17 protein-coding genes are annotated in these 21,154 nt (G+C 50.1%); 15 read left to right on the top strand and 2 right to left on the bottom strand.

The genetic code is table 11. The features are described 5' to 3' along the window. Nucleotides 1–16: 16 nt before the first annotated feature. From CQ018_RS14055 to CQ018_RS14100, 10 genes are all read left to right on the top strand, one after another. A complete protein-coding gene (locus CQ018_RS14055; RefSeq protein WP_105550642.1) occupies nucleotides 17–1,222 on the top strand; it encodes a glycosyltransferase family 4 protein in 1,206 nt (401 codons plus the stop codon). After that, complete coding sequence (locus CQ018_RS14060; RefSeq protein ID WP_105550643.1) at nucleotides 1,219–2,376, top strand: DegT/DnrJ/EryC1/StrS aminotransferase family protein; 1,158 nt, start codon at nucleotides 1,219–1,221, stop codon at nucleotides 2,374–2,376. The genes CQ018_RS14055 and CQ018_RS14060 overlap by 4 nt, the downstream gene beginning before the upstream one ends. Next, nucleotides 2,373–3,551, top strand: coding sequence for a glycosyltransferase (locus CQ018_RS14065; protein ID WP_105550644.1), 1,179 nt, complete (start codon nucleotides 2,373–2,375; stop codon nucleotides 3,549–3,551). The genes CQ018_RS14060 and CQ018_RS14065 overlap by 4 nt, the downstream gene beginning before the upstream one ends. Further along, a complete protein-coding gene (locus CQ018_RS14070; protein ID WP_105550645.1) occupies nucleotides 3,551–5,041 on the top strand; it encodes a lipopolysaccharide biosynthesis protein in 1,491 nt (496 codons plus the stop codon). Before CQ018_RS14065 ends, CQ018_RS14070 begins: the two co-directional genes overlap by 1 nt. 3 nt (nucleotides 5,042–5,044) lie before the next feature. Continuing rightward, nucleotides 5,045–6,178, top strand: a complete 1,134-nt coding sequence (locus CQ018_RS14075) for a glycosyltransferase family A protein (protein WP_105550646.1) — start codon at nucleotides 5,045–5,047, stop codon at nucleotides 6,176–6,178. A 314-nt stretch (nucleotides 6,179–6,492) separates the two neighbouring features. Continuing rightward, nucleotides 6,493–7,503, top strand: coding sequence for a glycosyltransferase family 4 protein (locus CQ018_RS14080; RefSeq protein WP_146111918.1), 1,011 nt, complete (start codon nucleotides 6,493–6,495; stop codon nucleotides 7,501–7,503). Nucleotides 7,504–8,007: 504 nt separating this feature from the next. Continuing rightward, nucleotides 8,008–8,931 carry a DUF6492 family protein gene (locus CQ018_RS14085; RefSeq protein WP_105550648.1) on the top strand — a complete coding sequence of 308 codons (924 nt, stop codon included), beginning with the start codon at nucleotides 8,008–8,010 and terminating at the stop codon, nucleotides 8,929–8,931. Further along, the gene (locus CQ018_RS14090; protein WP_105550649.1) at nucleotides 8,928–10,310 is read left to right on the top strand and encodes an O-antigen ligase; all 1,383 of its coding nucleotides are present in this window, start codon (nucleotides 8,928–8,930) and stop codon (nucleotides 10,308–10,310) included. Before CQ018_RS14085 ends, CQ018_RS14090 begins: the two co-directional genes overlap by 4 nt. A 113-nt stretch (nucleotides 10,311–10,423) precedes the next feature. Continuing rightward, a complete protein-coding gene (locus CQ018_RS14095; protein ID WP_105550650.1) occupies nucleotides 10,424–11,179 on the top strand; it encodes a hypothetical protein in 756 nt (251 codons plus the stop codon). A 1-nt stretch (nucleotide 11,180) separates the two neighbouring features. Beyond that, entirely contained in the window at nucleotides 11,181–12,569 is a 1,389-nt protein-coding gene (locus CQ018_RS14100) for a hypothetical protein (RefSeq protein WP_258142626.1), read from the top strand. A 53-nt stretch (nucleotides 12,570–12,622) separates the two neighbouring features. Here CQ018_RS14100 and CQ018_RS14105 read toward each other — a convergent pair whose 3' ends face one another. Further along, nucleotides 12,623–15,376: a WecB/TagA/CpsF family glycosyltransferase gene (locus CQ018_RS14105; RefSeq protein WP_181149905.1), complete on the bottom strand. Its 2,754-nt coding sequence runs from the start codon at nucleotides 15,374–15,376 to the stop codon at nucleotides 12,623–12,625. A gap of 73 nt (nucleotides 15,377–15,449) precedes the next feature. Continuing rightward, entirely contained in the window at nucleotides 15,450–15,908 is a 459-nt protein-coding gene (locus CQ018_RS14110; RefSeq protein ID WP_105550652.1) for a VanZ family protein, read from the bottom strand. Between the two features lie 1,065 nt (nucleotides 15,909–16,973). On the opposite strand from CQ018_RS14110, the gene CQ018_RS14115 reads away from it, so the two are divergent. The 5 genes from CQ018_RS14115 to CQ018_RS14135 all read left to right on the top strand — a co-directional run bounded on the left by CQ018_RS14115 (nucleotide 16,974) and on the right by CQ018_RS14135 (nucleotide 21,144). Beyond that, nucleotides 16,974–17,405 carry an adenylyltransferase/cytidyltransferase family protein gene (locus tag CQ018_RS14115; RefSeq protein ID WP_258142633.1) on the top strand — a complete coding sequence of 144 codons (432 nt, stop codon included), beginning with the start codon at nucleotides 16,974–16,976 and terminating at the stop codon, nucleotides 17,403–17,405. Nucleotides 17,406–17,975: 570 nt separating this feature from the next. Beyond that, nucleotides 17,976–19,193 (top strand): hypothetical protein, encoded by a 1,218-nt coding sequence (locus CQ018_RS14120; RefSeq protein ID WP_219844063.1) that lies wholly within the window; start codon nucleotides 17,976–17,978, stop codon nucleotides 19,191–19,193. 30 nt (nucleotides 19,194–19,223) lie between these two features. Beyond that, nucleotides 19,224–19,673 carry a PssD/Cps14F family polysaccharide biosynthesis glycosyltransferase gene (pssD, locus tag CQ018_RS14125; RefSeq protein WP_105550654.1) on the top strand — a complete coding sequence of 150 codons (450 nt, stop codon included), beginning with the start codon at nucleotides 19,224–19,226 and terminating at the stop codon, nucleotides 19,671–19,673. Then, a complete protein-coding gene (locus CQ018_RS14130; RefSeq protein ID WP_105550655.1) occupies nucleotides 19,670–20,377 on the top strand; it encodes a glycosyltransferase in 708 nt (235 codons plus the stop codon). Before pssD ends, CQ018_RS14130 begins: the two co-directional genes overlap by 4 nt. Beyond that, nucleotides 20,374–21,144: a hypothetical protein gene (locus tag CQ018_RS14135; RefSeq protein ID WP_181149907.1), complete on the top strand. Its 771-nt coding sequence runs from the start codon at nucleotides 20,374–20,376 to the stop codon at nucleotides 21,142–21,144. Before CQ018_RS14130 ends, CQ018_RS14135 begins: the two co-directional genes overlap by 4 nt. Nucleotides 21,145–21,154 lie beyond the last annotated feature (10 nt).

Below are 21,154 nucleotides of genomic sequence, written 5' to 3' on the forward strand. Positions count from 1 at the left end.
TTGGGGAGTGAAATAAATGAGAATACTGGTTTGCCCACACCAAATGGGCATGGGAGGCTCGCAGCTTAATGCCATCGAGTTAGCCGCAAAGGTCAGGGACCTTGGACATGAGGTCACCATCTACGCACCCGAGGGGACGCTTGTGGCGATGGTCAAGGACTTGGGGATCGGCTATGAGAGAGCTCCCGAAGACGGCAACAACAGGGCATGGCGAGCAGGACTGAACCGAGTCATTGAGCAGTACCGGATCGACTTGGTACACGCCTACGAATGGGGTCCAAGCCTTGCCGCAAGTTTTTCCGCGGGGATTCGCAACAGCACCCCGGTGGTCGCCTCGGTCATGTCAATGAAAGTACCCGAATTCTTGCCCCGCCACGTACCAATTATTGTTGGTACCCCCGCTCTGGCCAGTGTGCAAGCATGGGCGCACCGCACCGCCTTCCTACTTGAACCGCCGGTGGATATGGAAGCGAACCGCACCCTGGATGCAGCAGCTGCCCGTCAAGAACTTGGCATAGCTGAACACGAACTTGTTGTTTCGATTGTCTCCATGTTGAGCACGGACCTGGAAAAGCTTCAAGGTATTCTCAGCGCTATGGCGTTGGTGGATCGCCTGGCAGCCGAATACCCGGTGCGTTTGCTGATTGCTGGAGATGGGGAAGGCAAAGCACAAGTCCAAAGCCGTGCCGAGAGCATTAACGCACTGCACCAGCGCACCGTGATAGACGTGCGAGGATTTCTGCAGGACCCACGACTGGCATACGCTGCCGCCGATATCGTCTTGGGCATGGGGACCTCGGCCATCAAGGGACTTGCCCACTCCAAAGCACTGATCGTCCAGGGCGAAGCCGGCTACTGGCAGATGCTCAGTGAAGAAAACGCCGAGGAATTCCTATCCAATGGATGGTTTGGCTATGAAGGGCGCGGCGTAGCCGATCTTGACGACGCATTAGTGAAATTACTCAATGATGCGGCCCTACGCAGACGGATGGGTCTTTTTGGCCGTGAACTTGTCGAATCCCGCTACAACCTTGAACGCAGCGCAAACGAACTGACCAAGATCTACTTTGATCTGCTTGCCCACCGCAACCACAGCTCACGCAGTTCTCGCGCACGTTCGCTTCTGCGCTCGGCCATCGAAGTCTCGCGATTTCGTTCCTCAATGAAATCGGGAGCACCAACAGAACGTGAAAAATGGAGCCACAGCGGGGTAGAACTATGAAAACCGAAACCAGTATGCTGAACATTCCGCTAGTTGACCTGCGGGCACAGCAGGAAGAAATAAGCGCGGAAGTAACCAGTGGACTGGCCGAAGTCTTTGCCACAACTTCCTTCATTGGTGGGGCCCCGGTAACCGAATTCGAGAGCAGCTATGCAGAATTCTTAGGTGCCAAACACTGCATTGGTACCAGCAACGGAACCGATGCACTAGAACTAGCCTTACGAGCCGCTGACATCCACGCAGGAGATGAAGTCATCCTGCCGGCGAACACATTCATCGCTACAGCCGAGGCCGTCTGCCGCATTGGCGCCATCCCGGTGCTTGTAGATGTTGACCCTCAATACCTACTCATCGACCCACAAGCAGTGGAACGCGCGGTGACGAAAAAAACCAGGGCAATCATGCCGGTTCACCTTTATGGGCAAAGCGCCTTCATAGAACAGCTAGAACCCCTAGCCGCAGTGCATGAACTTGCAATCATCGAAGATGCGGCACAGTCTCAAGGTGCCACACGGCACGGCAGAGCTGCCGGAACCATTGGAGTTGCAGCGGGCACCAGCTTCTACCCGGGCAAAAACCTTGGTGCGGCAGGAGACGCTGGGGCAGTGATTACCAATGACCCTGCGCTCGCCGAACGTGCACGGATCCTTGGTGCACACGGAAGCTCCACCAAATATGAGCATGACGTGGTGGGCTTTAACGCTCGGATGGATACGCTTCAGGCAGTTGTTCTCAATGCAAAACTTAAGCGATTGGCCGGATGGAATGCGAAGCGGCGGCAAGCCGCCGATCTGTATGGGCAGCTGTTGGCCGAGCTGCCAGACGTTGTAGTTCCACAGAGTGCACCGGGCAACGAGGACGTCTGGCATCTATATGTCATTCAAGTCCCCACACGTGATCGAGTACTTAGGGCGTTGAACCAGGCAGGTATCGGAGCAGGGATTCACTACCCCTACCCGTTGCACCTGACTAAGGCCTTCGCCTCTCTGGGGCAACAGACCGGTAGCTTCCCGGTGGCGGAACAAGCAGCAACTCGGATTTTGTCTCTTCCCCTGCACCCGCACATCACCGCCGAAGAACAACACCGTGTTATTGAACAACTTCGAAAGATACTCGGCTCAGATTCAACTAGTTCCATGTGGGCAGATACATGAGAATCATCGTATGTCCACATGAGCTGGCTATGGGTGGAAGCCAAATTAATGCCATTGAGTTAGCTGCTGCAATTCGAGATCGTGGCAACGAAGTCATAATCTATGCACCGGCAGGGGAACTGTCCCAGAAAATATCCAATCTTGGACTTAAATTGGTTCTTTCGCCGAGCGGAATAGAGCTTTCGCTAGCGTGGGCTCGAGGGCTCAGACTCCTTGCGCAAGAATTTGACCCGGACATCGTTCATACCTATGAATGGGCACCAAGCATGAATGCAGCATGTGGATTCCGGTCAATTCGAAATGCGTGTCAGGTGATCACGGTCTTATCTATGGACGTTCCCAAGTTCTTGCCGACGCATCTTCATCTAACAGTTGGCACTCGCCAGCTTGCAGAATCAATGAAGCGGAACATAGCCGTGCATGTTATTGAACCACCTATCGATACGCAAGCGAACAGAACCGTTGACTTGTGCACAGCACGGCGTCAGATTCGAGCAAGCAATGAAGAGTTCGTGGTTTCAATTATCTGCCGAATGACTAATGAACTAGATAAAGCCAATGGGGTCCTGAACGCCATCGAAGCAATTGAATACCTTGCGCAGTATATGTCAATCCGATTACTTGTTGTCGGCGATGGACCGGAATTGACAAGAATTTCTAATCAAGCAGATGCAGTCAACACTAAACTCGGCAGAACCGTTATTGAGATAACGGGGAGTGTCTTAGATCCTGGGGTTTTTTATGAAGGGTCGGACGTGGTGCTTGGTATGGGAAGTTCGATCTTACGAGGCATGGCCTATGGCAAACCAGTTGTGGTGCAGGGCTCAGATGGATATTGGGAGCTGCTGACACCGGACACACTGGATACATTCCTAGATGTAGGTTTCTTTGGAAATGGTGGCGCGGGGGCGTCAGCCTTGCTATCAATTTTGAAAGATTTAGTATCAAATCCTGCTACAAATTCTTCTCTCGGATCGTGGAATAGAGAGCTAGTTGAGTCCAAATTTAGTCTAGTTTCGGCTGCAGACAGGTTGGAAAGGATATACAAGGATGCCCAGTTTGAACCACGTCGAAAAGGAGCAATTTTGTTATCGATTCTTCGCTCAATCGCAGGTTTAACTAAGTTCAGAATGTTGAAAATGACGAAATCGCTCAAAGACAGAGCGGCCATCTGATGTCGGAAATCAGTGTTCGTGTTGGAATCAGCAGGGGTCTCGCCTGGAGCTCAATCAACGCTCTAGTGCTTCGTATCGGGACCTTCGGCGTCGGTATTTTCTTAGCACGGTTGCTATCACCCGAACAATTCGGTGTTTTTGCTATCGCGTTGACGGTTCAAGCCGTGCTTATGACGTTGGCAGATTTCGGTCTAAGCACGGATCTCATCAGATCTCAGGACCATGCACGCAAGGCTCCAACGGTAGCGACGATGGGAGTTGTCACAGGTACTTCTCTAACTATTTTGATGGTTATTTCGGCCCAAAGCATGGCACAGCTTTTGGGAAGTCCTGAAGCCGGGCCCGTAATTGCGGTTATGTCTGGCACACTCCTTCTGGCCGGATGCGGCGTTGTACCTTATGCAAAGCTCCAGAGAAACTTCATGCAGAAGCAGCTCTTCATTATTAGTCTGGTTGATTTCTTCGTTGGAACTGCGATTACCGTTTTGCTACTCATGAGTGGCTGGGGTGTCATGGCGTTGGCCATTTCAAGGGTCACTGCACAGTTCGTGACGCTGATGCTTCAGTACATATTTGCAGGGGAACGTCCGAAATTTGGCTTTAATCGTACGCTTACTCGCCAAGTACTGGGCTTTGGACTCCCTGTAGCGGGGGCAAACCTCCTTTCGTGGGTTCTCTTGAACGCTGACAACGTAGTGGTGTCACGAATGGCTGGGCCGACAGCATTAGGGTTCTACTTCTTGGCGTTCAATATTTCTAGCTGGCCGATGAACGCTATTGGCCAGGTTATTAGGTCAATTTCGCTACCTGCTTTTTCGCGAGCGAATACCTCACCACAACGCATACTTAGCGATTCGATTGCGCCAGCATGGACGATCATTTTGTTTGCAGGACTGATGCTTGGACTGTTGGCGGCTCCGGTGATCGAACTTGTCTACGGAAGAAAATGGCTTCTGGCAGTTCCAGTACTTGCCATCTTAGGAATCTTCGGCGCGCTTCGAACAATTTTTGATATGGCAGCAGCATTTCTGCTCGCAAATGGGCGGTCATCTGTCGTACTCATAATCCAAATGATCTGGTTGGTATGCCTCGTACCGCTCATGATAGTAGGAACAAACTTAGCTGGGATCGTTGGGGCAGCCGCTGCTCATTTAGCTTGCGCGGTACTTTTCGTTCTTCCCAGTTACTGCTGGGGACTTTCACGTATCGGCGCTAGTTTGAATGCGCTTTGGGCGGCTTTTTGGCCACCTCTTATCGCGGCGGTTCCCACTGCGCTAGCTACTGTTCTTGCTTCTTCTATGACCGACTCGCTATCTATCCGCTTAGTTCTTGGGGGGAGTGTCGGGTGCCTTGTTTACGTTATTTGCATCGGAAGTTGGTTCAAACGAAAGCTAAAGGTGATCACGAAGTATGGGGCCGTCAATGAATCTGTTGGAGTTTCGGTGCCAACGGTTCTTAATAAGACTTCAACACGCAAGGGTGGTGTTTAACCGATGAACAAACGAGAATTTCTGCCGTCGAAGCAAACTGCTCAGTGTCTCCGGAGCGTTGGAACTTTAGATGAATCTCTGGTCATAAAATTCAACAAAGAGGTATTGAAGCCAGCGCTTGTTAGCGTCGTAATACCTTGTTTCAACTACGGACGATACTTATCCGATGCCGTACAAAGTGTGCTCTCTCAAGCTGGTGTCGAGATAGAAATAATTATTGTTGATGACTGTTCAACTGATGGTAGTCAGGAAATTGCCAACGATCTTGCCGCGAATTATGCATGTGTTCAAGTTGTTCTTCACGAGACAAACTTAGGCCCTGTAAAGACATTCAACGACGGGTTAGCTCTTGCAACGGGGGAATTTTTAGTTCGCCTCGATGCTGACGATCTACTAACACCTGGTGCATTACAACGAGCAGTTCGAGTATTTCTGGATCATCGAAACGTAGGGCTGGTCTATGGTCGTCCCATACATTTTTCGGGGTCGATCCTGCCAACTGCTCGTCAGAAAGCGACAAAAGTCGTGTTGTGGCCTGGACTCTCATGGTTGGAACGGCGCTGTAGAGATGGATTGAATGTCATTACCTCTCCCGAGGTTGTAATGAGGAAATCGGTAGTGGACATGGTGGGGGGACAAATGCCGCTGGCTCACACACATGACATGGAAATGTGGTTTCGAATATCTGCTTTTTCGGATGTCGCTTATGTTCGAGGCTGTGACCAGGCTTGGCATCGTGAACACGCATTGAGTTTGTCGACTCGATTAGTGGACATCCTCACAGACCTTGAAGAACGGCGAGCGGCATTCGACATGCTATTTTCCGGTATCGCGGCAACCGAATCGTGGGTTCCGAAGCTACAAGTCCTTGCCGCGGAGGCATTGGATTCTGCAAGTTTGTCTTTGGCTTCTCATGAACTTGATCTCGGAGCTCCAAACCGTGGATTACTTGATTCTTTGTTAAAGGAAGCTCGGGGTTCGAATGAGAGAAACCTTCAAACAGTAGAGCGACTGCGGGCACGGATCGAAGGTGCTGACTCTGTTCATAATCAATTAGTCGGGTTTCTTCACCGAATTTGGGGGAGAGCTCAGGCAGCGTTGTCTCGAAGGCGATGGCTCCGGTATGGCGAGTATTGAATTCATTTTGAGAATTAGGGGAAATCATGGCAGCTCAAGATATGTTCCAAACGCTTATAGTAAGGTTGAAAGATTTTGGCTTCTCGGGTGTAGTACGCCGGATAGGCATGAAAGCCGCGCAACGGGCCGAATCACGATTTGGGTGGGCAGACCTTAGTTTCCCGCTTCGGCCTGAAGATATCGAGTCACTGGAAACAGTACGAACAAGCCGGGGACATAGTGAAGCCGCCGATAGACTACGGGTAGCCTGGGTTTGTGCTCCGCCTGGGGCTGGGTCGGGTGGTCACACCACTCTATTCCGAATGGTGGAGGCCATGGAATCGCGAGGCCATGAGTGTACTCTTTTGCTGTACGAACGAGATTCTGACGAGGCAGCTCGCCATGAACTACTCATTCGAGCAAATTGGCCACAGATTTCAGCGCGGGTGGCCAGCGCCACGACGTCTCATCAGAGGTTTGACGCCATCGTAGCCAGCTCTTGGGTCAGTGCACATGTCGTTTCTCGCCGGTTCGCGGACGTAATTAATAAATTCTATTTTATTCAAGATTATGAGCCATATTTCTATCCTCGTGGATATCTCTACACTTTGGCCGAGATGACCTATGAATTTGGTTTCATGAACATTGCCTTGGGTGAGATGGTTGCCAATGAGATCCGGACGCGAAACAGCATTGATCCTGAACTGACGGTGCCTTTCGGTTGTGATAACGACGTGTATCAAATAAAGGCTCGAGCGACAGGAACTTTGAAGCGAAACGGCGTCGTGTATTACGCGAAGCAGTCGGTGGACCGCCGCGGGTACTTACTGGCTAAAGCCGCTTTGGAACGTTTCCATGAATTGTGTCCGGACCAAGAAATCCATATTGTCGGAGATAAGATACGTGGCTGGAAAATCCCTGTAATTAATCACGGTTCAATGCGACCATCGGATCTAAATGATTTGTACAACTGCACTATTGCTGGATTAGCAATGTCATTCACTAATGTTTCCCTTGTACCTGGTGAACTATTGGCCGCCGGAAATGTTCCAGTTCTAAACTCTGACCCCGATGTACAACGAGATTTAGCATCTAGCGAAGTTATTTGGGCTGCGCCGAATCCTGAAGCGCTGGCACGAGGACTTGTGAAGGCTGTCAGCCGACCCGAGCTCGAAGAGCATGCACGTCGCGCCGGAGCTGGGGCCCCTGTTGGCTGGGGGGCAGCCCAACAGATGGTTACAGAATTCATTGAAAGTCAGACTGGAGCACCTAGCGAAAATACTTCTAGCGGAAACCTGCCGATAGTAGCCCAGACTCAAGAAAGCCCGTTGCGTCATGTTGAATGACAAACATGGTAAAAGCCTAACCCCGACAACGCCTACGTTAAGACGCATTGACGGGCTCTATGTGACCACTCGGGTGAATCTGCAAATGGGACCAGCCGTTGCCTTCTGGGTTGCTGTAGTCGGCGTTGGCAAGCTGGGGACTGCCGCGAGATTCTTATCTTTTCGCCCGCATGTTCTTATCGGACAATACGCATTTGGTTGTTATTTAAGTTATTCGATAGTCCTAGGGTTAGTAGGTACTTGGCTTGTCAGTCCGCTGGAGATGATGCAGAGAAGCACCTTGTTGGTACTTCTTGTTGTGGGAATTTCCTGCACTTTGATAGGGACCTACAACACCTACGTTGTTAGTGAGAGCCCTTTCCTGAAGATTCAGTCAAACCATAATTCGAAAGGTATTTCTTGCAAGCTAGCGCTGATGATTTTGGTGTGGAGGCCAAAACAAAATACGAATGATTCGGATTCGCAAATATCTGGAGTCTCCCGAATAGTGAGAAGTAGGAAATCATGAAGACCGCTGTCATATTAACCCCGTCGTTTCTCCCAGATATTGTCAGCTTCGAGAGACTTCATGCCTCTGTCTTGCGTCATGCCGATGAATCGATCATGCATCATGTCATCGTCCCCAAACGCGATCTCGAAGCGTTTCAGGCCATTAAATCGCACCGATTACAAGTCTGGAGTGAAAACGAGTTTCTTCCAACTGGGTTTGTTGCAACGGGAAGCATTTCTGCTTTGGGAAGAAGGCTGCCTTTTTGGCCACGGACGTTGAACTGCAGCGCAATTAACTTGCGATATCCATGGCCACCGCTTAGGGGCTGGGTACTGCAACAGATTCTCAAACTATCAGCAGCTACACAATTGGGGAGCGACTGTATTGTCATCATCGATTCGGACGTCGTACTAATTAAGAAACTGAATGCCAGCCAGTTTTACTCGGGTGCTACCGTTCGGCTTTACGAACAACCAGCAGTTGTCCACGAGGGGATGGCTCGACACCGAGTGTGGACGCGCGTTGCCCGCGAAATGCTTGGATTATGCGGAACCGACGATGCTACTTTTCCTGACTATGTCGGTGGAATTGTTTCATGGGATCCAGCTCTTGTGAGAGACTGCCTTCACCGAGTTGAAACCGTGTCGGGGATCCCTTGGGCGAGTGCACTTTCCAAACAGCTGCACTTTAGCGAGTTCATTCTTTACGGTACCTATGTACGCAACTTTGGAACATTAGAACAGCAGTCCTACGTAAAGCCCAATACTCTGTGTCACAGTTATTGGTCGCCAATTCCTTTAGACAGGTCTGGAGCTTCCCGATTCATCGAAGCCTACGATAAAAATGATATTGCAGTGCATATTCAATCCAATTCTGAAACACCGCAAGAGATCATCGCTGGAATCGTAAATCATTTGTCGGAGGAGCAACGATCGTGAGAGAGATCCTGCCGACATTCTCAGCAATGAGCAATACCTCGGGTTCCCCGCGGCTTCTAAGAATTACACTCATAGCAATCCTAATCCTTCCGTCGTACATGGTGTTTGGGCCGCTTGGCGCCAGCGGCGGTGTTGGACAGATACTGTCACTTATGATTTTCGTAGTTTGGGTATCCGCGGCAGCTTTCGGGCTTCATAATCCATGGAAATATGGACATCCTGGACGTGCGGTATTACTCGTCTGGATCTTTGCCTCATGCCTAAGCTATGTTGCTTTATTTTCTGGATTTAGCGGTGGTAGCGACAGTATCCAACGGGCTGCAGCAGACCGTTGGTTGCTGCTAATTGTTGCCGGCGCTGGCATCACACTTATGACTACAGAGTCTGTCAGGAGTATCCACGACCTTAGAGAAATCGTGCGCACGGTGATTATTGGCACCTCAATTTCTTGCGTAATTGCTTTATTGCAATTTACCCTCAGCGTGAATCCTATGGAGTGGATCGCAACATTGATGCCAGGGTTTCAAGATATTGGTTCGGGAACGCCGTTTCAGGACAGAGGTTCTTTTGCTCGCGTAGCGGGCGCGACAATGCATCCCATTGAGCTTGGGGTTGTCGTATCTATGATGCTCCCTCTTTCTCTTTGGTGGGCGAAATACGACACGGAAATGCCGAGGTGGTTTCGTGTCTTAGCACCAATTCTCCTGTTCGCGGGCAATATCATGACAGTTTCTCGAACTGGAATGATTGGTCTTGCCGTGGTAGCGCTCATTACTATTCCATTTATGCCGAAGATTTTTAAACAATGGGCAGTAGTAGTTGTGCCAGTTGGCTTTATGGCGCTATTTCTTATGGTTCCGGGTATGGTAACAACCCTATTTTCTTCCGCTACGGCAGGTTCAAGTGATACATCTATTACTTATAGAACTGACGACTACCCTCTAGCGTGGAAGTTGTTCTTTGATCACCCGCTCTTTGGATTGGGTCCGGGTGCTTGGATTCCCACCGATCAGAAAAACATCTTTGACAACCAATATCTCTTAACTGTGGTAACGCTAGGATGTCTCGGATTGGTCGCTTTTCTTCTCTATTTGCTGGTGCCAGCCTTTGCCGCCCTTATGTCAGCTCGGTATGCAGTTTCTGAAGAACTAAGGTACTTGGCGGGCAGCATTGCAGGAGCAATGTTTGTGGCAGCGATATCGTCAGGTACGTTCGACGCGATGTCATTTCAGACGTTCGCTTTGATTACCCCATTCTTCATAGGAATTCAAGGAACCGTGTGGTTAACTGTGAAAAATCATCCAGATTACATCGAAAAATCAAGATTATTTCATTTGAACACAAAATCTAAAGTTGGGGGAACGTCATGGATCCGTTGACAGTTTTAAACACGCTTTGGCGACACAAATGGACAGCAATTCCGATAATCATTCTGACGCTTCTTGGGTGTGTGTACGTGTATATGTTTGCTCCACGAACTTATGAAGCTAGCATGTCCTATGCACTTGCCGCTCCAAAGATTCCATCGGATTATGAACTTCAACAGAATAAAGAGCTATCAAAATTAAATTCAGATAATCCATATCTGCGGTCGGGGGATAGCTCACTATTATCACAAGTCGTGATTGCCCAGCTTTCGGATCCTAGCGTAGCGGAAGAGCTGGAAGCTACAGGTCTTGGTAATGAATTCACGATTGCTCCAGTCGCCAATCTTGGGATGGGTCTCGTGAAAATTACCGGAACTGCGAATACTGCAGATATCGCAGTGGAGACGGCTCGGGTACTTGGCAAGAAATTCCAGGAAACCATTAAGGTGGTTCAAGAAGTTAATGATGCGGATTCTTCATATTTGTATTCTGCATTGCCGGTTCAAGGCCCCGGTCCCGCTGAGGAACTATACTCCAGTCGGCTGAGGTCTTTGATCATGGTGGGCATCGCTGGAGCGGTTTTACTGTTTGGTGCAGTTTCGATTGCTCAGTCCATTTCCATCCGTAAAGTTCAGAGACGTGCGGTCGACGCAGCAGAGCAAGTAGCCGTCGCTCAAGTTGTGCATATTCAAGAGAACTTGGGAGGTTACCAAATTGACGATGCAAAGAGTCGGTATAGACCCATCGTTGAGCCAGATAGCGGTCAAATTTTTGTAACTAATCTAAAACCTATGCAACTAGACGAACACGTTGTGCCTAGGAGTAAGAAAGTTTCAGGTGGGAGTTCTATATCGGCAAAACAATCGGACGAGAAATCTTAAAATGTTAGCTAAACTCCTTCGAATATTCTGGGAATATCAATTTATTGTTTCCAAACATTTACGTTCAATTATCGTTCCTCTTTTTGCGGGGATTATGGCGTGTTTACTTGTCAGTTGTTCGACCAGCTTCCATCCAGATGTCGACTCTTCGGATGATTACGGAATAACTACCGGAAATGAAATTCCGGAGCTGGGCATATCAGATAAAACCATGCTTAGGGCACCTGATGGAGGATCCGAGTATCTTGAAAAATTCCATTTTAGACTGCCCTCCGGAGAATCATTTTTTCCTATAGGAGTTTGGTTAGAAAGCATTGTAGATCCGGCGGATCTTGAAAAGGATTCTGACGTTGGCTTGAATACTTATGTAGACCTGACTACTAACTCAAATCTTGAGCTGTTGTCCGGAACTGATTCACTCGTACTAGCGAGCTGGCCTGTTCCGGGCCAAGTTGGCGCAGTGCTTGCTGATGAAGTCGACATGTGGGCGGGCCCTGGTGAAAGTGTTTGGACTGGGAATTGGCCTGGGCAAGGCGAAGCCTGTTCTCCATCAAATGCTAAATGTGGGTATAGCGTGCAGAGCCAATTATCTCAATCGGTGCCGAGCGGGACCATGCGCTATGCAAACTATGGGAAAGGTGTCACCTTTTGGGAATCTGACGAAGAAGCAGGACGCTTTGTGAATGATTTTCAAGATATTGTTTCCGCCGATAACTATTGGTTTACAGATCCTGACATTTGCGGCGAATCTCAGGGCGGAACATTACTAGAAAATCCAAGGCCGTTGACTGAAAGCGAATGTCGCCATCCGTCCAACTATGGCTGGACTGTTGAGCGTCTCCGGGGTCTTGTCAAACCTGCTGGTAGTCTTCCCGTTTGGTCGTTCATCGAAGTTGGTCATCCATTTACTGAATCTGATGCTCCGACGATTAATGGATCTCAAATTCGTTCCGCAGTTTGGAGCAGCATTATTCACGGAGCTCGTGGAATTATCTATTTCAACCACAACTTCTCGGGTGATTGTCCGTCTCAGCATGTACTTAGAGAATGCGGCGATGATTTGCGTGACGCCGTTCGAAAGGTAAATTCCGAGCTTACGGCTCTATCTTCCGTACTAAATGCGCCCTTTTTGGACACTGCCGTTAACGTTGTTGGTTCGGTAGACGCTTCAGTTAAAGTGTACGAAAACGATCTGTATATCTTAGCTGGCGTATCAACCGGAAACGATACCGAGTCTCAAATTAGTTCGAGATGCATGCCGGATGGGTACGTCGAAGTTCTATTTGAGGAAAGACGTATACCCGTAATAAACGGTTCCTTTAAAGATGAATTTGCCGATTCAAATACTGTCCATATCTATAAATCGGCAGGAAACTCATGCATGCTGTAAAGCTGGATCTCATGACTCTGCAGGTTGTGTGCATTCCTGAGGAATAGTGCGAGCTACGAACGGCTGCTGACATCCCGTTCCCATACGGGGATGGCTATCTTTGCAGAGAGACGTTTCTGCTTGAGCCTGGCGCTTGCAACGAAAAATGCGTAGATAGCTGCATCGAAAGCGCTTCCGGGGCCGCGAACGGAACCCAGCAACTCGCGGGTAGTACGTCGAGATCCAATGTCACCACTTCCCAAAAACGCAGTAGGTACAGGTACCGATTGGGGTAACTTCTTGGCATTTTCCGTGAACTCGGTCTGACCACGGTAGTTGCGTTGCAAGATAGCCGAGAGACTCGCAACCGTGCGGGGCGTCACGACGCGTACCGGTGGAGTGTTGAGGACAACTTTCTCCCAGGTCTCGAATTGTTGGTCGACAAACAAGTCATCGGCGGTAAGCGTTGGGAATGCGCCAAATTTTGCGTGTCCTTCCTTGCTCAGCCCGTATACCCCGGCTCCCCACAGAGCTTGGCTAGTTGAAGGAATCCGACGACGAGCACGGTAAAAGGCTCGCACCAGTGCTGACGCGCGTGAATCGTCGTATTCGAAGGCTGGTCGGGCAGCCAAAGCACCGCTATGGGTCAACCGGTCGAGAACCATTTTCACTGCGGTAGGGCTCATCTCGATGTCCGCGTCCAGATAGACACGCGGCCATCGGGTTGCAACTTCGTCTGCAGCATTCAATGCGGCGACTTTCGAAGCCTCCTCTACTTCAATGACCTTGACACCGGGGAATGAAGAAGCGATTGAGGCTGTTCGATCCGTGCATCCGTTACAGGCCACAATGACTTGAACGGAACCTGAAGCGGCAAGGACAGCTAAATGGTGCAAAGTTCTAGCTATCACGGACTCCTCATTGTGTGCAGGAATGATGATGGTCCCTGAGGGGAAATCTGCCAAAGCATCCTGATTTTGTGGAACAACACTGGGCCGGGGCAGTTCTCCCCAGCTACTTTCGTCCAAGATCGTTTTGAAGATCCCACGACGGTTCGGTTTGAAAGCCCGAAGGCCCTCAGCCAAAAGAACAGCGGAACGGAATGCCGAAGCATAATTCTTGGTGTGGTACTTTCGTACGTATCGAATCCGGTTGACTGCCATCAAAGCGCTCAAAGCGGTCGACGCCCCTGACCCGCCCATGTGGTGTGTCATCCGAGCCGCAGGCTCGTACCAAATACTTTCACCGCCTTCCCTAGCACGGCGGAAATAGTCAACTTCTTCGGAATACAGGAAGAACTGCTCGTCCCAGGCACCAAGTCGTTGTGCCAGGGAACCATTAATTAGCAACGCGGCTCCAGTCGCCCAATCAATCCGATGCGGATGCTGGTAACTTTCTGCATCGTAGTCAAGCTCGGAAGCCCAACTTGGGCGACCCGTGAACCTGGCGCCGCACAAGGCATCACCGATGGCCGTAAAAATGCTGGGTTCGCGGCGCAGCGAGATATATGTTGAACCGTCTGATTCTAAGAGTTGTGGGACAACGATACCTGCACCTGAACGTCGCATACGGTCTAACAAGAGCGATATGGCTTGGGGTTGCACCATCAAGTCCGGATTGAGCACTAGGACTGCTTCACAGCCTCTGGCTAAATGCATGACTGTGTTCAATCCTCCGGCATAGCCGAGGTTTCCTCCGGTGCGAACCGTTATGACATCTGGATGTTGGGCCAGTAGCTCTAGCGTTGAATCGCTGGAACCGTTGTCCGCGACCACTACCCGCAACGATAATGCCTCGGTCTCAGCACGTAAGGTCGCAATGAGTTCCTCAATGGTGTCAGCATTGTTGAAAGTCACCGCCAAAACTGTTACATCTACCTGTTGACCATGGGGGCTAAAACATCTGGCGAGAGGGCTTCGGTCCAATTCCGATAGTGTTTCTGAAGTCGATCCGTCTAACGCCGCTGCAACAAACTCGTTTTCGCTTGGTGGGTTCAATGAATTCGAAGTGATTAAACGACTTTCTCGACGTAGCCGCAGCAGGCTGGGCGGGTCATCGACAAGGTATCGCCGCGCCAGTCGACGTGGCTCAAGAGCCAGACGCCAAGCCCACTCCAAGCCATTTTCGCTGGCCCAGCTTGGCGCACGCTGGATGCTTCCTGCAAGGAAATCGACTACCGCGCCGAATGCCAGCAAAACATTGGCGCCGGTGGTTGGCCCATACTTAGCCATCCAGAGTTCCTGGCGTGGTTTTCCCAAGCCCACCACGAGTATCTGAGTGCGTGCGGAACGAATTGAATCGGCGAGCCGAAGCGATGCCTCGTGGTCGATGAGCTCCTTGCGATCCGGTGCCCAATAACCGCTAACTTTCAGGCTGGGACGGGTTCTGGTGACCGAGCGAGAAAGCACTCGCTGCACAACGTACGAACCCCCGAGAAAACCAACGCTCAAACCCTCGGTCTCAGCTCGGTCCAACAACGGCCCGATAATGTCACTTCCAGCAAGTCGGGGCCACGTTTTCCCAGTGAGTCGGGTTGCTTCGGCAACTAGAGGAGCGCCGTCTAATAGGACAAGCCAGTCATCGCTGTTGCTTCCGTGCTGAACTGCGCAACTGACATTGGGCATGCCAAGTGAATAGTCCAAGGTGTCATACCAACGTCCGAGACGACCGAACTGGGCAATATGATCAAGATTTGCCGACACAACAGAGAGCGGCCGGACCTCGGACCCATGTTCTTGCGTAGCGAGGGCTCGCTGAGTGACACGGTCCAAGGCATCTTCCAACCCCAACAGATCCACTACGACACCCACAAGATCAACTTGTTGCATTGCGCCCCCCAAGGCAGTAAACATGGAACCATCACTCGGTAACGGTTCTCCCCATATAAACCCAATCTATGCTTTAGCGGGGGTACTGAACAGGTGCATTAGTGACTTTACGTACTCTAATTTCTATAACTATCCACGTAAGTAGTACGCCGAAACCCGCTCCAATGCTGTTGCAAATGACGTCGCGAATCGAACCGACACGATTACTGAGGATAATGAATTGGACAGATTCAACCGCCACCGAAATAGCAAAACAGGTAAACAACGCGGTGACCCATTGACGGGTCTTGAACCACAGTGGTAATAATGCTCCTAGTGGTATGAAGAACAATATGTTTGCGGCAGCTTCGATATGACCGAAACGCACCCTGTCTGAAAAACCGTACTTTTGCATGGATTTAAGGGCCGTTGAGATAACTTCCGGTAAATGTAAATCGTTTATCTTGATAAAGAAGACGACAAAAAAGACCAATAGAAGATACCCGAGTATGAGTACGCCTATCCAAGTACGGGAAAAGAACGTTTTTCTCACCTTCGAGTGTCCCTAACGTTTGATAGATCGTGGGGATCCAGTGTCATGGAACATTTCCGAGAATGATCTGCAAAAATCCAAAGGTGACTTACATTGCTTACCCATCCACCGCATTTGGCAGCGAAGCCAGCAATTTTTGCATAGTTGAACACGTCCTTGACGATGTAAACGCCAGCCACAACTGTTGTACATTTTCCGATGTTTACCGGAGCAATACACGGTGCATGTGCCCCAGTCTCTACTCCGGTTGAAATCTGCGCCCCAACTATGTCCCAAACTTCACTTAAGTTAGCCGATCTCGCCAGTTCCCTGGTGCGCGGAAAGCTACTGTTACCTAACACGACGGCAGGTCCAATGAATAGTCCAATAAAATATCCCGTCGCTTGGAACCAAAGTGCATACACGAGTGCTGAGTTTTGAATCGTGCATCAGTTGCCGGTTTGACGCTTGAGCTGATGTAGGCACCACGTCCCACATTGCGTTCAATAACTAGCGTTGTCTTTTCTCTAGCTGGGGTCGCACACCAGATAGTAGCTCCAGTTTCCAAAACTTCGTCGATGGATACAACGGCAGTCGGTTCAATATGAGTCAAGAAAATCCCCCCGGAATTTTTCAAGTAGAGCAATCGTATCTACATTCCAACCATGGGGGAGAACATCGGTTCGGCGCAAGAGAGAACCTGAAACCCAGTATGAGTAATGCTTGGTCCGAGTACCATTCAGCGAGAATACCCACTTTAATACCTAAAATTCGAGTACGCGTGACCGATGCAAACATGCGCGCCCGATACCTAATGTAGGGAACAGGGGCATCTGCGAAACATCGGCGCAGCATCTCATGGGGGAACAAGAACCAATGACACGACAGGGGCAGGATCGTAATTCCGCTAGGGTACGTGATTTACTAGCGTCGAAGGCTTTGCCCGAACCTAATTCCCCTGAACATGCGGGAACGATTGCAAACATTGGGTTCGGTGATTCGAAAACAAATGTGCGGTTCAAAACCGGGCCAGCGATTTCCGGACCAATCGATGATGACACCACCGAGAGAAACTGGCCTAATTCATTGAAGGTGGGCTATGCGGCAGGTGCCTATGATCTCTTCCATATTGGGCATCTTAATATTCTTCGCGCAGCCAAACAACGCTGTGACTTTCTTATTGCTGGTGTCGTCTCTGACGAAATGTGTGAGCTGAGCAAAGGCATCAAACCATTCATCCCGGAAGACGAGCGCCTAGAGATTGTCCGGAGCATTAGTTATGTTGATGAAGCAGTCATTGAATCCTTACCAGACAAACTCGACACATGGAAAATGCTTAGATTTACCGTTTTCTTTAAAGGCGAAGACTGGCGGGAAACTCCCAGAGGTATTGACCTTGAGAACCGATTCCACGGTGTCGGAGTGGAAGTTGAGTATTTTCCTTATACGTTGCGTACTTCGTCTACAAAGCTCAGGCTCGCGCTTGAAAATTTTGATCGACTTTCGCACCGACAGTAGGGAAAAGGACAAGAAGGGAACAGCAAACCCTCAAGTTATCGTCTAAACCAACGATCGGAGTATAGATAGGACTTTGACTCTGGCTACCCATATTTTGCGGTTCTCTACTCAGTCGCCTCTTCTACGAGCCAGGCCTGTATCTGGAAATTTACTTGCGGTTCCCACGACATTGTTGGTTCTAATTTGCCAAGTAAATCATGCGTCTCAAGTGCAGCATTCTTGAAATCTACGGTTGCAAGAATGCTCGTCTGGCTAACTTTTCTTAAGTAGTGCCTAAGTAATGTTTAGAGTACCGCAGGGCCGGAATTCACATGAATAAGGTTCAAATGAAGTAGACGCTTCCCGTGCTTGTTGGACAGTACATACGTAGGCTGAACATCAACTGGGAGTATCAGAGTTGTACGTGCAGATCGATGTTGGCCATTACAGGTCTCCCTGTGACGAGGGGGGGCACAAACCGTGCAGGAATATAAGCAGTCAATGCTGTTATCAGAAATATGGCGACGAATCATATATCGCTGGAAGACTGTATGCATTGTTCTCATTATCTCGGTCTTATCCGCATTGGTAGTGGCGACAGTAAACGGAACCAACTACTCGGCTAAGACAGTCCTGACTGTCAACCCCCTGACTATTAACCCCTTCTCAACTGCTACGGCTAACCAACAGATCAACATCGCAACCGAACGAGCCATTCTAAGTTCCGGCGAAGTAGCACGGATGGCCGCTAAAAGTTTGGGTGAGGACATTAGCGCAGCCTTGTTGAGTCAGAATGCCAGCATCGAGGCACCCCAAGGCTCACAGGTTTTGACGGTGACCGTAGTCGATAGCAATGCGGAGAGGGCCGCCCAAAAAGCCAATGCCTTGGCAACTGCCTACTTGGCGTTTCGCTCCGAGGGTGCTTCCCAAGTTGCAAACACTTATATTAAGGCAATTGACAAGCGCATTGCAGAGCTCGATCAGGCCGCGAAAAACGGATCGGCTTCTTCCTTGGTTCTCTCGGATCTCATTAACCAGCGCAACGACCTTGCCCTCGTTGCCGAAAACCCGGGGAGAATCATCGGGTTTGCCGATGCCTCCGATTTGGGGTCATACCCAGGAATCACCATCTACTTAGCCGCCGGTCTCACAGGCGGACTCATTCTTGGGTTGCTCGCCGCGGTTTTCAAAGACCGGGTCAGCCGAAAGACAGAAAATGCCCAGCGTCTGGCAGAGCGCACGGGTAAGAAGATCATCAGCATGACCGAACCCACCGATATGGAAGGGATACGTTGGGTAGTCAGGTCCCTTCAAATTGACTCAGGGGCCCAAACGAGAAGACACCGTAGGGCAATCGGCGTTCTGAGTCTTGGTCAAACTTCGGAAACACGGTTTCGGGCGCTATTAGCGCATGTTTTAGAAGCACGAAACATACGTTGCCATAGCCAATCCCTTGCCTCGGTGACACCTGGTGATATTGACCGAGGGTGGCCAGAAGGATTTGAACAAAACGTCTGGCCTGAGGCTGGGGCTGTACTCATAGGAATTCCTCCCGGCATTGAAAATGCAAGGGTCGCAGTGCTGTGCGACAGGTTTATGGATGCCGCGGCAATCTTCGTCGATGCATCGACACCGCTTTTAACGGTGCAACGCCAACTCGAAACCTGCAGCGGGATTGACCCCGAATCGTTGTGCCTCGTCTTTGTAGAAAAGCACCGGAAACGTCGCGAAAGGGAACTTTGGCCGGTAATTCGTACAGAGCAGGCGGGAGAAAAAATGCATACAACTACAACAGTTGAGAGCACTTAATTTCTAGTCAAACTGGAAAGGACGCGTCAGATGAAAATCCTACTTGTTACATCGCCCGGTGGACACCTGGCCCAACTGCTTTCGCTGAGCTCATGGTGGGAACAATTCACCCATGAATGGGTGACGTTCCATCAGCCCGAAGTGGTCTCGGCTCTGGATGGCGAACAAATTACATGGGCACATTTTCCAACAACGCGAAATGCCCGAAATGCGATCAAGAACTTTTGGCTGGCATGGCCAACATTGCGGAGAACTCGACCCGATGTGGTGATCTCGAACGGTGCCGGAGTCAGCGTCCCATTCTTTATCGTATGCAAGTTCTTGAAAATCAGAACCGTCTATGTTGAGTGTTTTGACCGGATCACCTTGCCAACGCTGAGCGGAAGAATTTGTTATCCGATAAGTGACCTGTTTTGCGTGCAGTGGGAAGAACAAATCCAGTTCTATCCGGATGCCATCAACATTGGACACTTACTATGAAGAACCTGGAAGAAGTGCTCGACGGTATCCAACCTGAAATCGTAGTATCCGTTGGTACAGATTTTCATCTATTCAATCGGCTCATTGACTGGGTGGACAATTGGTTGGTTCAGCAAGAGAAACGCCCTACTTGCCTGGTGCAATATGGGGCTAGCCGCGAACCTACCCATGCTCTGGGAGTATCTCGAATGTCGCGTGATGAATTGCTTGGACTGTACGCAGGCGCGAAGGTTGTAATCGTGCAAGGTGGCCCAGGATCGATTCTTGATGCACGCGAAGTCGGAATGCTACCGATTGCTGTTCCACGCCGGCCAGAGAACCAAGAAGTTGTTGACGGGCACCAGATTGCCTTTACAAGAACCATGGAACTGCATGGAGAAGCCATTGCGGCTAATACCGAGCAGGAGCTTCGAACGTGCCTAGAATCAGCACTTCGAACTCCAGAACAGTTCCACAAAAGTCCACGTATCGGTAATCCCGAGGAGGCTGCCCATTTTTTGGGCGAGGAAATTGAGAAGATGCTCGGAGAACCGCGGCATCCGGAGGCGCTCCGACGAGCCTGGCGATTGATGATTGCGAGGAGAAACACCCAGCGAAACAAACCAGAAAATATTCCGCAGCATCAAGAACCACCACCGGTCAAAAAGCCGGTCTTGAAACTAGGAGCACAACGAAGCATCATCCAGAATCGAGCAGAACAATGAAAATGAAATGGTGGATTGTGGTTCCACCTCTGGCAATTGCCGCGATGCTTGTCACGGGAACTACCGGCTGTGTGTCGGAACCTCCCCAGTCATTGCCCCATGCACAAATAGGAACACCAACAAATTCAGCTCAGTCATCCGCGCCGGCTGATCCGTCACCTAAACCAGCTGCGGACCCATCTCCAAACGGATCATTGGTCATAAAGCCTTCAACACCAACATCGAGCAGCAAAGATTCACAGGCGAAAAAGACGAAGACCGCTGAGGTCTCACAGACCGCTCAAAAACCACCCAAAACGTGGCCGAAAGAATCTCGCAAAAGTGATAGTCGGGAAAAAGCAAGCACTAAAGGGTTCGTTGAAAAAACCGAAAAGATGACATCACCAAATTTCGGTAAGATCATCAAATCTCCCGAAAACACGATCCCGAAACCACCGGACTACAGTGACGTCGCCAAAGGTGTGGCAATGGGCGAACTCGAGGCTCAATTTGCAGAGTATGCAAACAACAATTGGAAGCAATCAGGCGAAGTTCTAGTCGTCGGTGAACCAAAGGTTGAAGACTTAGTCATAGACGGAGTCACAACCCACAGAGTATATCTTTGCTTGGATTCCAGCAGTCTTGAGGTGACGGAATCCGACGGATTTGTTGTGACGCCGAAATCGGCGCCAGGAACGCGTACCGCGCTGAATATCTATGACCTTCAGGAACAAAGCGGGCAACTCGTTGTTGCCAATCACCTATTTCCTGAAGACCCGAACTGTTGATTCAAGTCTT

Source organism: Arthrobacter sp. MYb227 (genome assembly GCF_002975435.1).
Taxonomy (GTDB): Bacteria; Actinomycetota; Actinomycetes; order Actinomycetales; family Micrococcaceae; genus Paeniglutamicibacter.

What these genes read in the sequence shown, in the direction of transcription:
- CQ018_RS14080 (WP_146111918.1), top strand. Translation starts at nt 6,493, where the DNA reads ATGGAATCGCGAGGCCATGAGTGTACTCTTTTGCTGTACGAACGAGAT.
- CQ018_RS14105 (WP_181149905.1), bottom strand. Translation starts at nt 15,376, where the DNA reads ATGCAACAAGTTGATCTTGTGGGTGTCGTAGTGGATCTGTTGGGGTTG.
- CQ018_RS14135 (WP_181149907.1), top strand. Translation starts at nt 20,374, where the DNA reads ATGAAAATGAAATGGTGGATTGTGGTTCCACCTCTGGCAATTGCCGCG.
- CQ018_RS14060 (WP_105550643.1), top strand. Translation starts at nt 1,219, where the DNA reads ATGAAAACCGAAACCAGTATGCTGAACATTCCGCTAGTTGACCTGCGG.
- CQ018_RS14095 (WP_105550650.1), top strand. Translation starts at nt 10,424, where the DNA reads ATGTCCTATGCACTTGCCGCTCCAAAGATTCCATCGGATTATGAACTT.
- CQ018_RS14085 (WP_105550648.1), top strand. Translation starts at nt 8,008, where the DNA reads ATGAAGACCGCTGTCATATTAACCCCGTCGTTTCTCCCAGATATTGTC.
- CQ018_RS14130 (WP_105550655.1), top strand. Translation starts at nt 19,670, where the DNA reads ATGAAGAACCTGGAAGAAGTGCTCGACGGTATCCAACCTGAAATCGTA.
- CQ018_RS14065 (WP_105550644.1), top strand. Translation starts at nt 2,373, where the DNA reads ATGAGAATCATCGTATGTCCACATGAGCTGGCTATGGGTGGAAGCCAA.
- CQ018_RS14075 (WP_105550646.1), top strand. Translation starts at nt 5,045, where the DNA reads ATGAACAAACGAGAATTTCTGCCGTCGAAGCAAACTGCTCAGTGTCTC.
- pssD (WP_105550654.1), top strand. Translation starts at nt 19,224, where the DNA reads ATGAAAATCCTACTTGTTACATCGCCCGGTGGACACCTGGCCCAACTG.
- CQ018_RS14070 (WP_105550645.1), top strand. Translation starts at nt 3,551, where the DNA reads ATGTCGGAAATCAGTGTTCGTGTTGGAATCAGCAGGGGTCTCGCCTGG.
- CQ018_RS14100 (WP_258142626.1), top strand. Translation starts at nt 11,181, where the DNA reads ATGTTAGCTAAACTCCTTCGAATATTCTGGGAATATCAATTTATTGTT.
- CQ018_RS14055 (WP_105550642.1), top strand. Translation starts at nt 17, where the DNA reads ATGAGAATACTGGTTTGCCCACACCAAATGGGCATGGGAGGCTCGCAG.